Origin of the sequence: Caballeronia sp. S22 (genome assembly GCF_964261745.1) — a bacterium.
GTDB lineage: Bacteria > Pseudomonadota > Gammaproteobacteria > Burkholderiales > Burkholderiaceae > Caballeronia > Caballeronia jiangsuensis.
The window spans coordinates 599,719-613,887 of the sequence record NZ_OZ180038.1; the positions used below are offsets into that span (position 1 = coordinate 599,719).

At 63.8% G+C, this 14,169-nt stretch carries 13 protein-coding genes; 4 read left to right on the plus strand and 9 right to left on the minus strand.

The window, feature by feature from the left end:
* Nucleotides 1–39: 39 nt before the first annotated feature.
* From ACEN42_RS29390 to ACEN42_RS29405, 4 genes are all read right to left on the minus strand, one after another.
* Nucleotides 40–978, minus strand: a complete 939-nt coding sequence (locus tag ACEN42_RS29390) for a TauD/TfdA family dioxygenase (RefSeq protein WP_371883253.1) — start codon at nucleotides 976–978, stop codon at nucleotides 40–42.
* A gap of 117 nt (nucleotides 979–1,095) precedes the next feature.
* The gene (locus ACEN42_RS29395; RefSeq protein ID WP_371883254.1) at nucleotides 1,096–2,187 is read right to left on the minus strand and encodes an NAD(P)H-dependent flavin oxidoreductase; all 1,092 of its coding nucleotides are present in this window, start codon (nucleotides 2,185–2,187) and stop codon (nucleotides 1,096–1,098) included.
* Nucleotides 2,188–2,216: 29 nt separating this feature from the next.
* Nucleotides 2,217–3,131, minus strand: coding sequence for a LysR family transcriptional regulator (locus tag ACEN42_RS29400; RefSeq protein ID WP_371883255.1), 915 nt, complete (start codon nucleotides 3,129–3,131; stop codon nucleotides 2,217–2,219).
* Nucleotides 3,132–3,311: 180 nt separating this feature from the next.
* Nucleotides 3,312–4,823: a CoA-acylating methylmalonate-semialdehyde dehydrogenase gene (locus tag ACEN42_RS29405; RefSeq protein WP_187603888.1), complete on the minus strand. Its 1,512-nt coding sequence runs from the start codon at nucleotides 4,821–4,823 to the stop codon at nucleotides 3,312–3,314.
* 111 nt (nucleotides 4,824–4,934) lie between these two features.
* Between ACEN42_RS29405 and ACEN42_RS29410 the strand changes: the two genes are divergently transcribed.
* On the plus strand, nucleotides 4,935–5,876 hold the full coding sequence (locus ACEN42_RS29410; RefSeq protein WP_187603887.1) for a LysR family transcriptional regulator: 942 nt from the start codon (nucleotides 4,935–4,937) through the stop codon (nucleotides 5,874–5,876).
* Nucleotides 5,877–5,945: 69 nt separating this feature from the next.
* Here ACEN42_RS29410 and ACEN42_RS29415 read toward each other — a convergent pair whose 3' ends face one another.
* Nucleotides 5,946–6,263, minus strand: a complete 318-nt coding sequence (locus ACEN42_RS29415; protein WP_371883256.1) for a DUF4148 domain-containing protein — start codon at nucleotides 6,261–6,263, stop codon at nucleotides 5,946–5,948.
* 259 nt (nucleotides 6,264–6,522) lie between these two features.
* Here ACEN42_RS29415 and ACEN42_RS29420 point away from each other — a divergent pair, with 259 nt between their 5' ends.
* Nucleotides 6,523–7,752 (plus strand): NAD(P)/FAD-dependent oxidoreductase, encoded by a 1,230-nt coding sequence (locus tag ACEN42_RS29420; RefSeq protein ID WP_371883257.1) that lies wholly within the window; start codon nucleotides 6,523–6,525, stop codon nucleotides 7,750–7,752.
* Between the two features lie 11 nt (nucleotides 7,753–7,763).
* Here ACEN42_RS29420 and ACEN42_RS29425 read toward each other — a convergent pair whose 3' ends face one another.
* Together ACEN42_RS29425 and ACEN42_RS29430 are read right to left on the minus strand one after the other, a co-directional pair.
* The gene (locus ACEN42_RS29425; protein ID WP_035504521.1) at nucleotides 7,764–8,660 is read right to left on the minus strand and encodes a fructose bisphosphate aldolase; all 897 of its coding nucleotides are present in this window, start codon (nucleotides 8,658–8,660) and stop codon (nucleotides 7,764–7,766) included.
* 186 nt (nucleotides 8,661–8,846) lie between these two features.
* Nucleotides 8,847–9,260: a hypothetical protein gene (locus ACEN42_RS29430; RefSeq protein WP_371883258.1), complete on the minus strand. Its 414-nt coding sequence runs from the start codon at nucleotides 9,258–9,260 to the stop codon at nucleotides 8,847–8,849.
* Between the two features lie 312 nt (nucleotides 9,261–9,572).
* On the opposite strand from ACEN42_RS29430, the gene ACEN42_RS29435 reads away from it, so the two are divergent.
* A complete protein-coding gene (locus ACEN42_RS29435) occupies nucleotides 9,573–11,225 on the plus strand; it encodes a D-alanyl-D-alanine carboxypeptidase/D-alanyl-D-alanine-endopeptidase (RefSeq protein WP_371883259.1) in 1,653 nt (550 codons plus the stop codon).
* Between the two features lie 12 nt (nucleotides 11,226–11,237).
* Here ACEN42_RS29435 and ACEN42_RS29440 read toward each other — a convergent pair whose 3' ends face one another.
* Nucleotides 11,238–12,107 carry an alpha/beta fold hydrolase gene (locus tag ACEN42_RS29440; protein ID WP_238288622.1) on the minus strand — a complete coding sequence of 290 codons (870 nt, stop codon included), beginning with the start codon at nucleotides 12,105–12,107 and terminating at the stop codon, nucleotides 11,238–11,240.
* Between the two features lie 105 nt (nucleotides 12,108–12,212).
* On the opposite strand from ACEN42_RS29440, the gene ACEN42_RS29445 reads away from it, so the two are divergent.
* Complete coding sequence (locus ACEN42_RS29445; RefSeq protein WP_035504475.1) at nucleotides 12,213–13,064, plus strand: LysR substrate-binding domain-containing protein; 852 nt, start codon at nucleotides 12,213–12,215, stop codon at nucleotides 13,062–13,064.
* On the opposite strand, the gene ACEN42_RS29450 is transcribed toward ACEN42_RS29445, so the two are convergent.
* On the minus strand, nucleotides 13,042–14,103 hold the full coding sequence (locus ACEN42_RS29450) for a phytoene/squalene synthase family protein (RefSeq protein ID WP_371883260.1): 1,062 nt from the start codon (nucleotides 14,101–14,103) through the stop codon (nucleotides 13,042–13,044). The genes ACEN42_RS29445 and ACEN42_RS29450 overlap by 23 nt on opposite strands.
* Nucleotides 14,104–14,169 lie beyond the last annotated feature (66 nt).

Consider the following 14,169-nt stretch of genomic DNA (forward strand, 5'->3'; position numbering starts at 1 on the left):
GTGCAATCGAGAAAGAGTGAAGAGCAAAAGCGAAGCGTGTCAGGCGCTGCGCGTTTCCTGCCTGACGATGCGGCTCCTGCGTCCGTCGATGCCCGTGGGCACGTCGCCATGCACGGTCGCGCGGCGCACGACGCGATGCGCGTCGCCGTAATCGGCCACGGCGTAGTGCTGGGTCGCGCGGTTGTCCCAGATCGCGACGTCGCCTTGCGTCCAGCGCCAGCGCACTGTGTTCTCCAGCCGCGTGACATGGTCGTGGAAGAGTTCGATCAGGCGATCCGAATCGCGCTGCGACAAGCCGATGAAGCGCTGCACGAAGTGCCCGAGCACGAGCGTGCGCTCACCCGTTTCCGGATGCACGCGCACGACCGGATGCTCCGTTTCGTAGAGCGTCGAGGTGAACTGCTTGCGATACTCGCGCTCGGTTTCGGTGTCGGGCGCATGACGTGTCGCTGCATAGTCGTAGGTGTTCGAATGCAGCGCCCACAGCTTGTCGGCGAGATCGCGCAGGGCGTCGGGCAGATTCGCGTATGCGGCGGCGGTGTTGGCCCACACCGTGTCGCCGCCTGCGGGCGGAATCACCACGCCGCGCAGAATCGATATCTTCGGATAGGCATCGACGAACGTGACGTCCGTATGCCAGGAGTTCGCACGCGTGCCGTGCTTCGAATCGAGTTCGAGCAGGCGGCTTCCGCTCGACAGCGACGGCACCGTCGGATGCGCGACGGTCTCGCCGAAGCGCGCGGCGAAGGCTTCCTGCGCGGCGTCGTCGAGATGCGACTGGCCACGGAAGAACAGCACTTTATGTTCGAGCAGCGCCTGATTGATCGCGGCGATCGCGGCGTCGTCGAGATCGGCGGAAAGCGTCACGCCGCGCACTTCCGCACCGATGCGACCGCCTATCGGGCGCACCTGGAACGGTTCGTTCGACGTGACGGGGGCAAGCGTGGAATCGGCGGCGAGCGTGGGGATATCGGACATCGAAAATCTCCGTTGGTATGCGTTTGTCGGATGCAGGCCGCAGTGAATGCGACGGAATCATTGAAGCATCGACAGGACGCCCGACCAACGAAGCGTTTCGACTAAGCTTTATAGCGATCAGCGAGATATGTATTGCTGCAGGCCCGCGATGCTTTGCTGCAGTTCCGCTTCCAGCCGCGCCATCAGCTCGGCTGCGGGCAATTCGCGCACGAGCGCGGCCGCCTGTCCTGCCCATTGCGCGCCGTAACCGAATTCGCCTTTCGCTTTGGCGGCGGCATGCAGCGACTTGCCCGCATCGTAGGTGATGGGATAGGCGGGAATCGCGGGCGCCTCTCCGCCACGCCCCAGTTCGGTGAACTTGTTGACGAGGCCGCGCGCGCTGCGGCCCGAGATTGCCGCGGTGAATGTGGTGTGGTTCGCCGCGTCGCCGAGAATGGCGCGACGATATCCTTCGTCGATCGAAGTCTCCGTGCACGGCACGAACGCCGTGCCGAGTTGCGCGGCCTGCGCGCCGAGCGCCAGCGCCGCCGCGATGCCCGCGCCGTCCATGATGCCGCCCGCCGCGATCACCGGCACATCGAATTTGCTTGCAAGCAGGCGCGTGAGCGCGAAGGTGCCGAGGTTGTCATCGTCGGCTTGCGGGTCGAAGATGCCGCGATGCCCGCCCGCTTCGATGCCCTGCGCGACGATCGCATCCATGCCCGCCGCCACGAGTTGCTCCGCCTCACGCACGTTAGTTGCAGATGCAATCAGCTTGATGCCGGCCCCACGCAACGCATCGATATATTCCTTCGACGGCAGGCCGAAGTGAAAGCTCACGATGGCCGGCTTCTCGTCGATGAACACGTCGAGCATGGCCTTATCGACGACGAAGCTCGTGTAAATCTCGCTCAGTTTCGCGGGCGGCGTCGCGCCGTATTGCGCGAATACGGGCGCGAGCCATTCGGTCCACGCCTTCTCGATGGTAGCGTCGGCGCTGGCGGGCGCATGACAGAACACGTTGATGTTGAACGGCTTGCCGGTGAGCTCGCGCGTCTCGCGGATCACCTTGCGCGCGCCCTGCGCGTTCATCGCGCCGACGCCGAGCGAGCCGAGGCCGCCCGCATTCGATACGGCCGCCGCGAGCGCGGGCGTGCTCACGCCGGCCATCGGCGCCTGAATGATCGGCGTCTCGATGCCGAGTAACGAGGTCAATGCGTTCTTGCTCATGGATATGCATCCTTTAAACATTGCGTGATTCAACGCTTCGCGAGCTTCTCGACGACGAAGTCGACGAAAGCCCGCACGCGCGACGACAAATGCCTGCCATGCGGATACAGCAGGATGAACGGTCTGCTGCAGCCGCCGAACTCGCGCAGCACTTCGGTGAGCGTGCCCGCGCGCAATTCGTTTTCGACGGTGAATCGATAGGTCTGAAAAAGGCCCGCGCCGTGACACGCGAGCGGAATGCCCGCGAGCGCATCGCCGGACGTGCCGTAGCCGCCTTGCGTGGTGATCTCCACAGGCTCGCCGTTCTGCATGAACAGCCACGGCACGGGGCGTCCGGTGCTCGGCATCTCGAACTGAATACACTCGTGTTCGAGCAGGTCTTCGATGCTTTTCGGCGTGCCCGCGCGCTTCAGATACGCCGGTGTGCCCACGACGACCAGCTCCGCGTCCTCCAGCTTGCGCGCGATCAGTCCGGAATCGCGCGGCGCGCGGCCGCGTATCGCCAGATCGAATCCTTCATCGGCGAAGTCGATGTTGCGGTTGCTCAGATGCGCTTCGACGGTCACATCGGGATAACGCGTTCGGAACTCCGCGAGGATCGGCAACATGCGATAGTGGCCGTAAGGCGTCGGCATGCTGATGCGCAGCACGCCCTTCGGCGTCGTCTGCTGGCCGGTGGCTTCGCGTTCCGCTTCCGCAAGACGATTGAGCGCGTCGCGGCATTGCTCGAAGTAGCGGCGGCCCGCATCGGTCAGTCGAATCTGGCGCGTCGTGCGCACGAAAAGCCGCACGTCCAGGCGTTTTTCGAGCCGCGCGACGGAGCGGCTCACCGCCGCAGGCGTGACGCTCGCCGCGGTTGCCGCCAGCGTGAAGCTGCCCAGCTCCGCCGCGAGGCAAAAGAGTTCGATGCTGCCGAGAAGAAGATCGTCGAATTGCCGCTGCATGTCGAATGGCTTCGCGTCGTTTTCGGTGCATCTTCCGCGCTTGCGGACGCACGGTCAACCGACGCCATTTCATTTGAGTTGTGACGCACGGGAACAGATCGATCGCGATGGCCCCAAAAACAATCGCCCGCTTCTTCCACACGGGAAAAAGCGGGCGATATTCATGCGCTTGTGTATGCCTTACTTCGCGGTCGGCATCGCGAATTCCGCGCCCTTCTCCGTGCTTTCGGGCCAGCGCTGCATGATCGACTTCTGCTTCGTGTAGAAGCGCACGCCTTCCTCGCCGTATGCATGCATGTCGCCGAAGAGACTGCGCTTCCAGCCGCCGAAGCCGTGCCATGCCATCGGCACCGGGATCGGCACGTTGATGCCGACCATGCCCACTTCGATGCGTCGGCCGAATTCGCGGGCGATGTGACCATCGCTCGTATAGCAGGCGACGCCGTTGCCGAACTCGTGTTCGTTGACGAGCTCGACCGCTTCGCCGAAGTCCTTCACGCGCACGCACGCGAGCACCGGGCCGAAGATCTCTTCCTTGTAGATGCGCATTTCCGGCGTGACGTGATCGAACAGCGTGCCGCCCGTGAAGAAGCCGTCTTCATGGCCCGGCACCTTGTAGCCGCGTCCATCGACGACGAGCTTCGCGCCTTCGTCGACACCCAGCGCGATGTAGCCTTCGATGCGCTCCAGAGCCTGGCGCGTGACGATCGGACCCATCTCCGCGTCGGACTCCATGCCGTTCCTGATCTTCAGCTGCTGCGCACGCTCGGCGAGCATCGGCACGATCTTGTCGGCGACATCGCCCACGAGCACCGCAACCGAGATCGCCATGCAGCGCTCGCCCGCCGAACCGTAGCCCGCGCCGATCAAGGCATCGACGGCCTGCTCGATATCCGCGTCGGGCATCACGACCATGTGATTCTTCGCGCCGCCGAGCGCCTGCACGCGCTTGCCGTGCTTCGCGCCCGTCTCGTAGATGTAGTTCGCGATCGGCGTCGAGCCGACGAAGCTGATCGCCTTCACTTGCGGATGCGTGAGCAGCGCATCGACGACGACCTTGTCGCCCTGCACGACGTTGAAGATGCCATCGGGCAGACCGGCCTGCTTCAGCAGATCGGCCATGAACAACGACGCCGACGGATCGCGCTCGCTCGGCTTCAGGATGAACGCGTTGCCCGCCGCGATCGCGACCGGGAACATCCAGCACGGCACCATGCACGGGAAGTTGAACGGCGTGATGCCCGCGACGATGCCGAGCGGCTGGCGCGTCGTCCAGTTGTCCATGCCGGTCGAAACCTGTTCGGTGTAATCGCCCTTCAGCAGTTGCGGAATGCCGCACGCGAATTCGATCACGTCGATGCCGCGCGACACCTCGCCCTGCGCATCGGAAAACACCTTGCCGTGCTCGGCTGTGATGATCGCGGCGAGTTCGTCGCGATGCTTGTTCATGAGTTCGAGGAACTTGAGCATGACGCGCGCGCGGCGGATCGGCGGCATGTCGCGCCAGGCCGGGAACGCGGCTTTCGCGCTCGCGACGGCTGCATCGACATCGGCGGCTTCGCCCAGCACGAGCTTGCGCGGACGCTCGCCCGTCGCCGGATTGAACACCGGCTGCGTGCGCGTGGCCGAACCGTGCGTGCGCTCACCGTGAATGTAATGAACCACGTCGGCCGTATCGTTGAACGCTTGCATCTCGACTCCTCTCACTGATTGTTTGGCGATGGACACAGTGTAGGAACGGTCGCGCTCCGTGCAAAGGCGCTATGATTGAACTCATTGTTTATATCGGCAAACAATCGGCTGATGGACGAGCAAAAGATCGAAGGTCTCTGGACCCATTTGCACTGGCTGACCGTGCTCGCCGAGCAAGGCAGCTACACGGCGGCGGCGGCGCGCCTGAACGTATCGAAAGCGGCGATGAGCCAGCGCATCGCGGAGCTGGAGCGCGCGGCGGGCGTGCCGCTCGTCACGCGCACGACGCGCAGCGTGCGTTTCACGGAGGCGGGCCGCAGGCTCGTCGACGATACGCGCGGGCAGTACGAGCGCATCGCGTCGAGTTTCCTGAGCGTGAAGGAAATGGCGGGCGTGGCGCGCGGTTTGATCCGCGTGACCGCGCCGATGGCCTTTTCGCGGCAGCAACTCGTGCCGCGCATGTCGGGATTCCTGCATGCGCATCCCGATGTGCGGGTGCAACTGGAGGCGTCGGACAAACTGAGTTCGATCGCGACGGAAGGCTTCGATCTCGCGGTTCGGCACAGCGCGCAAGTGCCGGATACGCATGTCGCGTGGAAGTTGTGCGATACCTATTCGGTGATCGTCGCGACGCGCGCGTATCTGAAGCGGCGCGGCACGCCCGCGACGCCCAACGATCTCGCCACGCACGATTGCCTCGTCTATCCGCGCCCGCAGGCGTCGAGCATCTGGTCGTTTCAGCGAAAGGGCGGGCGCAAGAGTTCCACCGGGCCTTATACGCTCGCGGTGAACGGGCCGTTCGCGGCGAACAACAGCGAGGTCTTGCGCGATGCCGCGCTCGACGATCTCGGCATCGCGCTGCTGCCTGATTTCACTGCGCAGGCCGCCGTGCAGGCGGGCAAGCTCGTCGTGCTGTTGCCGGACTGGCGTCCGGTCGGCGCATTCGCCGATCAGCTATTCGTGGTGCGGCCTTATGCGCCGCATGTGCCGCGTGCGGTCGCGCTTTTCATCGGATATTTGCGCGAGACCTTTGCGGGCGGGTTTCCGCTTTAGAGCGGACTTCCGTAAACGGCAAAACGCGCCCGCTTGCATGCGGGCGCGTTCCGTTAGACCCCTTGCTACTTAGTGATGCGCGAACGTCGGGAACACGTCGGCTTGAATCGGATTCACGCGCGCGCCCGATTGCGCCGAACCTTCCGTCGCGCCGCCGAACGCGGTTTGTGTCGCGCCGTTTTGCGCTGCGACGCGTGCTTCGGCGGCCTGGATGTCGGACGGATACTTCGAGTCGCTGATCACGCCGGGGTTATAGCCGGCCTTTTCCAGTTGCACGATTTGCTCGCGAACTTCCGCGCGCGTCAAAGGTTGATTCGATTGCGCGAAAGATGCGACCGGAGCGGCAAAAGCGAGAGCGACCGCTGCGATACCGATGAGCTTGTTCATGATGCTTTCCTCCGTACAGAAGTTTTTGAATTGCCGCTTACGTTGCTGTGTTTTGCTCGTTCGCGACCGTTGAAGAGAGTTTAGGTATCGCACGATCTAGGGTAAATACCTAAACGGCGAAATCACTTTTGGCGAAAAGTGGACTAATCCGGGCGAATACGATGGGAACCAATGCCTTGCGAATCGCCTATAACCAAGAACAGAGCGGCCGCTTTAACCGACTCATAGCACGAACGATCGTTTATTCAGGGGAATGACCTTGAACCAGATCCTTGTGATCGGCGCAGGCTTCGCCGGTCTGTGGAGCGCGCTGTCGGCGGCGCGCAAGCTCGACGAGCTCGGTCGCACCGATGAAGCCGAAGTCGCCATCGTCAATCCGGTGCCCTTTCACAGCGTCCGTGTGCGCAATTACGAGCAGCCGCTCGACCCGACGCTCGTGCAGCTCGACACCGTGCTCGGGCCGGCGGGCGTGCGGCTGATCCAGGCGAAGGCGACCGATATCGACAGCGCGAAACGTCGCGTGACGATCGAGCGCGACGGCGCGTCCGAATCGCTCGATTACGACCGGCTGATTCTCGCGGCGGGCAGCGTGCTCGTGCGCCCGCCGATTCCCGGCCTCGACCACTTCTCGTTCGATGTCGATACCTACGCGGGCGCGTGCAAGCTGCAGGCGCATCTGCTGACGCTACCCGCGCTGCCCGATACGCCGGGCCGCTATACGGCGGTCGTCGTCGGCGCGGGGTTGACGGGCATCGAACTCGCGGCGGAACTGCCCGCGCGGCTGCGCGAGATCGTCGCGGAAGGCGATCGCGGCAAGGTGCGCGTCGTGCTCGCGGATCGTTCGGCGAAGATCGGGCAATCGATGGGCGGCGCGCAGCATGTCATCGAAGGCGCGTTGCAGACGCTCGATGTCGAGACGCGGGCCGGCGTATCGCTGGAATCGCTCGACGGCCAGGGCGTGACGCTCCACGACGGCGCGACGAGCGAGCGCATCGAAGCCGCGACGGTCGTCTGGTGCGGCGGCATGCATGCGAACGCGCTCGCGGCGCAATTGCCGGTCACGCTCGATCCGCTCGGACGCGTGCCGGTCGATGCGTTCCTGCGCGCGGAAGGCGTGCCGGGCGTGTTCGCGGCGGGCGATTGCGCGCGCGTGCTGATCGACGGCACGCGGCCATCGGTGATGTCGTGCCAGCATGGCCGGCCGATGGGACGTTACGCGGGCAACAACGCCGTCTGCGATCTCTTCGGAATGGAGATGCTGCCGCTATCGATCGACTGGTACACGACCATCTGCGATCTCGGGCCGTGGGGCGCGGTGTACACGGAAGGATGGGACAGGAAGCTCGTCGCCGAAGGCGAGACGGCGAAGGCGACGAAGCGCACGATCAACGGCGAGCGCATCTATCCGCCGAAAAGCGGCACGCGCGAGGATCTCTTTCGGGCGGCGGCGCCTGTCGTGCAGACGCCGCCGCCAACCGAACGCGGATAAGCGCCGAAGAATCAGGCCTTCTTGACGGACGCGTTGTAGATTTCGTCGATCGACTGTTCGAGCGTCTTGTCGAACTCGCTGTCGCTCATCGACTTCTTCAGCTCGTTGATGAGCGCGCGCGAGAAGCTCGCGATCATGCCGTGGTTCTGCTCCAGCTTCTTGCACGCGTCGCTGCGCGTATAGCCGCCCGACAGCGCGACGACACGCACGACACGCGGATGCTCGATCAGCGGACGATAGAAATCCGCCTCGTCGGGGATGGTCAGCTTGATCATCACCTTGCTCGATTCCGGCAGCGCGTCGAGGCCCTTGAGCAATTCGTCGCGCAGAATTTTTTCCGCACCCTTCTTGTCCGGGCTCTTGATCGAGACTTCGGGTTCGAGAATCGGCACGAGGCCATGCTTGATGATCTGCGCGCCCACTTCGAACTGCTGCTTCGCCACCGCCGCGATGCCCTTTTCATCGGCCTGATGAATCACCGAGCGCATCTTCGTGCCGAACACGCCGAGCTTCACGGCGCGCGCGAGCAGATCGTCGAGGCCGGAGATCGGCTTCATCACCTGCACGCCGTCGGCTTCCGTTTCGAGGCCCTTGTCGACCTTCAGGAACGGCACGATGCCACGGTCTTCCCACAGGAACGTGGGGACCGGTTTGCCTTCCGCTTCGCCGTCCATAGTGCGCTCGAATAGAATTGCACCGATCACCTTGTCTCCCGTGAACGAAGGCGCGGTCATGATGCGCACGCGCATTTCATGCATCAGCTTGAACATTTCGGCGTCGCCGTTGTAGGCGTCATCCGGAATTCCGTATTGCCTTAGCGCGCCGGGCGTCGAACCACCGCTCTGATCCAGAGCAGCAATGAAACCATCCTTCTCAGCCATTTGCGCGAGCATCTTTTCGTTAGCCACGAACATTTCCTCCTCGAAGTTCAAACTCCGGACCTGCGCGCATGCATAGTCCGGGCTTATGGTTCAGCTTCCTCAAGTGTAATGGTTTTGGCGGGCGCTCAAGTCGTGCAAATCCGCCATTCGTGCGCAAAGGGGGCGCGAATGAGTTCGGGCCGTGCGTTGACGCACGGCCTGCGATAGAAAAGCTCAGGAAGCGGCGGAATTGAGATCGCCCGCGTTGCCGGATCGCCAGATGAAGTTCAGGGCGCGACGAAGAACCGATGGCGCGCGTGCGAAGTCTTCGGGCTGCGGCATTTGCGCATGATCGTTCGATGATTCCGCTATCGCTTCGCCGACCGGCGAAGGTTCCGCTTCGATCACTTCAGGCTCGGGAAGCGGAGCGTGCTTTTCGAGCTTTTCACGCGCATCGGCACAACGCTGATTGAGCACGCGGCGCATCTCGGGGTCGTCGATGAGCGCTTGCGCGGTCGCCATGCCGCGCTCGAACTGCAACGCATAAGCGATGTCGGTGAAGTCCTCATGGCGGCCGCTATCGGCCAGTTCGAACGCCAGCTCAAGCGTGCGCCGGCGTTTCCATGCATCGAGATCGTCTTGGCCCATGCTCACGGATGTCCTCTTCTTCGCGATGAGGTGCCGAAGATGTTAGCCCGCGCCAAACGTTTTTCCGTTGTCGCGTCACAACAAGCAGATCAAAAGCGCGCATGAAATCGTACAAAAAGCGCTTGCCTAAAGCACTGGATTCGCGATAGTCCTCGCTTGACAAGGCCCACGCAAGGTATTTAATTCACTCAGCCGCCGCTTTGAAGAATGGTGGACGGCCGCCGACATCTCCTGTCTGCGCTGTGAAGCAGTCCCGACGTATTGGATGTTCGCTCCAGGTGGAGCGCGATGTGCCTTTATCGGAGCCGCGTCATGTACCCGCTTTCAGGAAGTCCGGCACGCGTTGCCGCTCTCGCGCTCTCGTGCGCGCTCGCCGCATCCGTCGCCGCGTGCGGCGGGTCGGATTCTAACAATACGTCCGTCCCCGACGCCATCACCCAGATCATGAAGAAGCCCATGTATCAGGGCTCGACGTGGGCGCTGCGCGTCGTCGACCTGAACTCGGGCGATCTCATCTACGACATGAATTCGAACGCACAGGTGTATGTCGCATCGGTGCGCAAGGTGTTTTCGCTCGGCGCGGCACTCGATCAATACGGCGCGGATCATCAGTTCCAGACGCCGGTTTATCGACTCGGCACCGTGGATGCGACCGGCACGCTCAACGGCAATCTCGTGCTCGTCGCGAGCGGCGATCTCGCGATGGGCGGCCGCACGAATCCCGACGGCACGCTTGCCTGGACGAACTTCGATCACAACGAGGCAAACAGTCTGGGCAACGCGCAGATCACCGCGCCCGATCCGCTCGCGGGCTACAACTCGCTCGCGGCGCAGGTGGCGGCGTCGGGCATCAAGAAGATCAACGGCGAGGTCGTGATCGACGATCGCCTTTTCGATCCCTTCGATTTCCGCGACGAGTTCGACCTGCGGCCGATCTTCGTGAACGACGATGTGGTCGACACGATCATCGGTCAGGGCAGCGCGGGTTCGGCGTCGCCGGTGGATTACCGGCCGAAGTCATCGGCGTTCACCGTTCAGTCCACGCTGACGACGGGCGCGGCGGGCACGCCCGCGACGATCACCGTCACGCCCACGGACCCGACCTGCTTCGGCACGTTGCCCTGCGGCGGCGTGCTGAGCGGCTCGATTCCAGCGGATTACGTGCCGCCGATCGTCCCCAGCTTCCCGGTGATCCGCACGTTTCGCATCACGCAGCCGTCGAACTATGCGCGCACGGTGCTCATCGAGGCGCTCGCGCGCGCGGGCGTCACGGTGACGGCAACAGCCGTCGAGAGCAACCCGGTGCAACTGCTGCCCGCGAAGAACTCGTATTCCGCCGATACGCGCGTCGCGCAACTCACGTCGCAACCGTACGGCGAATATTCGAAGTGGATTTTGAAGGTCAGCTACAACATCGGCGCGGACACGAGCCTGATGCTCTTCGGCGTCGCGAACAACGGTTCGACCACGCTGAACGCGGCGCTCGCCGCGGAGAGCGCGAAGCTGTCGGCCGCGCCGTTCAGTGTGCCGATGACCCAGACGCATTTCATCGACGGCAGCGGCGGCGGCGAAACCACGGCGACGCCGCTCGCGGTCATCGCGATGCTGCGCGCGATGAATGGCCGTCCGGCCTTCCCGGCGTATGTGGATTCGATGCCGTTCCTCGGCGTCGACGGCTCGCTCGCGAGCACGACCGACTTCGAAAACGATCCGACGCTCGCGGGCGCGAAAGGCAAGGTCTACGCGAAAACGGGCACTTACGCGACCGGCACCGAGCTGCCGAACGGTCAGGTGCAGACGACGCTCAAGGGACAGGCGCTCGCGGGCTATATCGACGCGAAGAGCGGACGGCGCCTCGCGTTTGCGCTGATGGTGAACAACGTGCCGATCGCCAACGTGCCCGACATCCTCAACGTGTTCAACGACCAGGGCACGATCGCGGCGAATATCTGGAAGCTGCAATAAACCGCGTTCGCTTCACCACGCGCCGGCGAACGCCAGCACCGCGCGATTGAACGCGCCGGGGCTGGCAGCGTTCATCCCGTGCGATGCGCCCGCGATCGTCTGACGCTCGGCGAACTCGATCCACTCCTCCAGCTTCTCGACGTTGTTGCGGAACATGCGCGGACTCTTCTGCCCGTCGATGAGCAGCGTGCGGCACTTGATGTCGCGCGCCGCCTCGCGCGTGTAGGCGGGCAAGGGATCGCGGAATTGCCTGGGCAGCGTGAGCGCGTTGTCGAGCGCCATGCGCCGGAAGCTTTCCGTGCTCTTCTTCCAGAAGCCCGGCATGCTGACCGAATCCACGAACAGTTCCAGCCCACGATCGAACTCGCCCTCTTCGATCAGTTCGGCCACGCGTGCGCGCAACGCGTTGGTCGCGGGCGGCAGCGTGGCGGGCACGGGCTGCGGCGTCGTTTGCAGCGGGCCGCCCGGATCGGCGAGCGTGAGCGTCTTCACGAGCCGCGGATACTCGCGCGCCAGATGAAACGCGATACAGCCGCCGCGCGAATGCCCGACGAGATGCACCGGCGCGAGATCGAGCGATACGATGAACTCGGCCATTTCCGCGACGTGCGTTTCCCAGCCGAATTCGCCTTGCACGAAGGCATCGACGGCGGGCCAGTAATGCGACAGGCTCGGCGCGATGCAACGAAACTGCTTCGCAAGCGGCAGAATCTGCGCGTTCCAGTAGCGGTAGTCGCAGAGCGATCCATGCACGAACACGAGCGGCTCGCCCTCGCCGCACTCGATATACGGCACCGAAACCCCCGACGCCGTCGTGGCGAACGACGGTTCGGGCAGGCCTTGCACGGCGGTGAGGACGGAAAGATCGGTTCGCGCGTTCATGAATAAGCTCCTTGGATGCGACTATGCGCCGCGCCGAAGCAAAAGAAAAACGCATAATTTTGATAGAATCGTTCAGATTTTCTGATACCAAACGGTCGTTCACCCATGAAAGCGCTGGATCTGGATGTCCTTTCGATGATCGTCGCCGTCGCGGATACGGGCAACATCAGCCGCGCGGCGGAGCTGGTGCATCGCTCGCAATCGGCGGTGAGCATGCAGATCAAGACGCTGGAAACCGCGCTCGGCAAGCCGCTTTTCGTGCGCAAGCCGCGCAGCGTGGTGCCGACGCAGGACGGTGAGGTGCTGCTCACCTACGCGCGCCGCATGATCGCGCTGCGCGACGAGGCGTGGGCGGCGGTCGTGCGGCCGGATGTGACGGGGCGCGTGGTGATCGGCGTGCCGGACGATTACGCGTCGTCGCTGTTTCCGCCGATCCTCAAGAAATTCTCGGCGACGTATCCGAAGGTCGAGATTCAGGTGGTCGGTCTGCCGAGCCTTGCGCTCGCGCCGATGGTGAAGGACGGCTCGGTCGATCTCGTCTGCGCGACGCGCGTGAAGGGCTTATCGGGCGAATTTCTGCGTCACGAGCCGATGGTCTGGGCCGCCGCGCCCGGCGAAACCGAAATCTGGAAGGAGCGGCCCTTGCCGATCGCGGTGTTTCTGCCGGGCAGCGTCGCCCGCGAGAACGCGATCCGCAGTCTCGAACGCGCGCGTATCGGCTATCGCACGTCGTATGAAAGCCCGAGCCTGCTCGGTCTCTTGACGATGGCCGAAGCGGGCCTCGCTGTGACGCCGCTCGCGAAATGCGCGGTGCCCTCCCACTTCACGCTGCTCGGGCCGGCGCAAGGTCTGCCGGATATCGGCACGCTCGAAGTGGTGCTCGCGCGCAGCGCGGCGTCGAAACGGCCGCCTTGCGACTTTCTCGCCGAGCGCATCATGGCCGAATTGCGGCGCTGATTTCCGCCTCGATCGCGCGGATGCCTCGCGAGGTCCACGCGCGCAGCATGCCGTTCGACGCGACCATCGGCAACGATGCGGCGATGATCCGATACACGTCGTTGCGCCGGACCTTCGAGATTTTGTCGGGATCGAGCCATGCATCGTTACGCGCGAGCAGCACGAGCGTGTCGAGGCCGATCATGATCGGCCAGAGACAGGCGAGTCGCAGACGGATGGCGCCCGATGGAATCGCGAGCGTGTAATCGACCGCATCCCGAAACAGCGCGAGCGACGTGCGCAGCAATTCGAAGAGCACGGGCCGCGCGCGCGCCGACGATTCCGGCCGCAATAAATCCTGCGGCGTGAGACCGTGACGCCCGAGTATCGATTCGGGCAGATAGCAGCGGCCGATGCGCAAATCGCGCGCGCAATCGCGCAGCACGTTGGTCATCTGCAGCGCCTTGCCGAAGCGCACGCCGAGCGCGAGCATCGTATCGGGCGCGGCCTTTAGCGTGCCGGGCATATGCGCGTACGTCATCTTCGTCCAGAACTCGCCGACGCAGCCCGCGACGAGATACGTGTAGCGATCGAGCTCGTCGAATTCCTTCAGTGCGACGATCTCGCCCGATGTCTCGTCGGGGAACGTGCGCAGATCGAACTCCATGCCGGTGCTGAGCGTCGTGACGATATCGCGAACCGCGGCCTGATCCTGCGCGCCCAGTTGCGGCAGGATCGCGAGCGCGTCGCGCAGGCTTTCGAGCAACGCGCGCTCGTCGGGCTGCGCCTGCTGCCCCGCGACTTCACCCGCGATGCGCGCGAGCGCGCCGTCATCGGGTGCGCCGTTGATTTGCGCACGCAGCGAAAGCAATAGTTCCAGACGACGTTGCGGTGAGATCAGCGATGTATCCGCGATCGTATCGGCCGCGCGCGCCAGCAGATACGCGAGCCCGATGGGATCGCGCATGCCCGTCGGCAGAATGCGCAGCGTGAGGTAGAACGACCGCGACACGCGCTTGAGAAGCGGGCCCAGCAAAAAGGCCCGGGGCGAATTGTTCATGACTTGGCGGATGGCTTCGGCTTGAGGCGCGATGATCGCGCGCCGCAGCATTGTATCCGTCCAGCG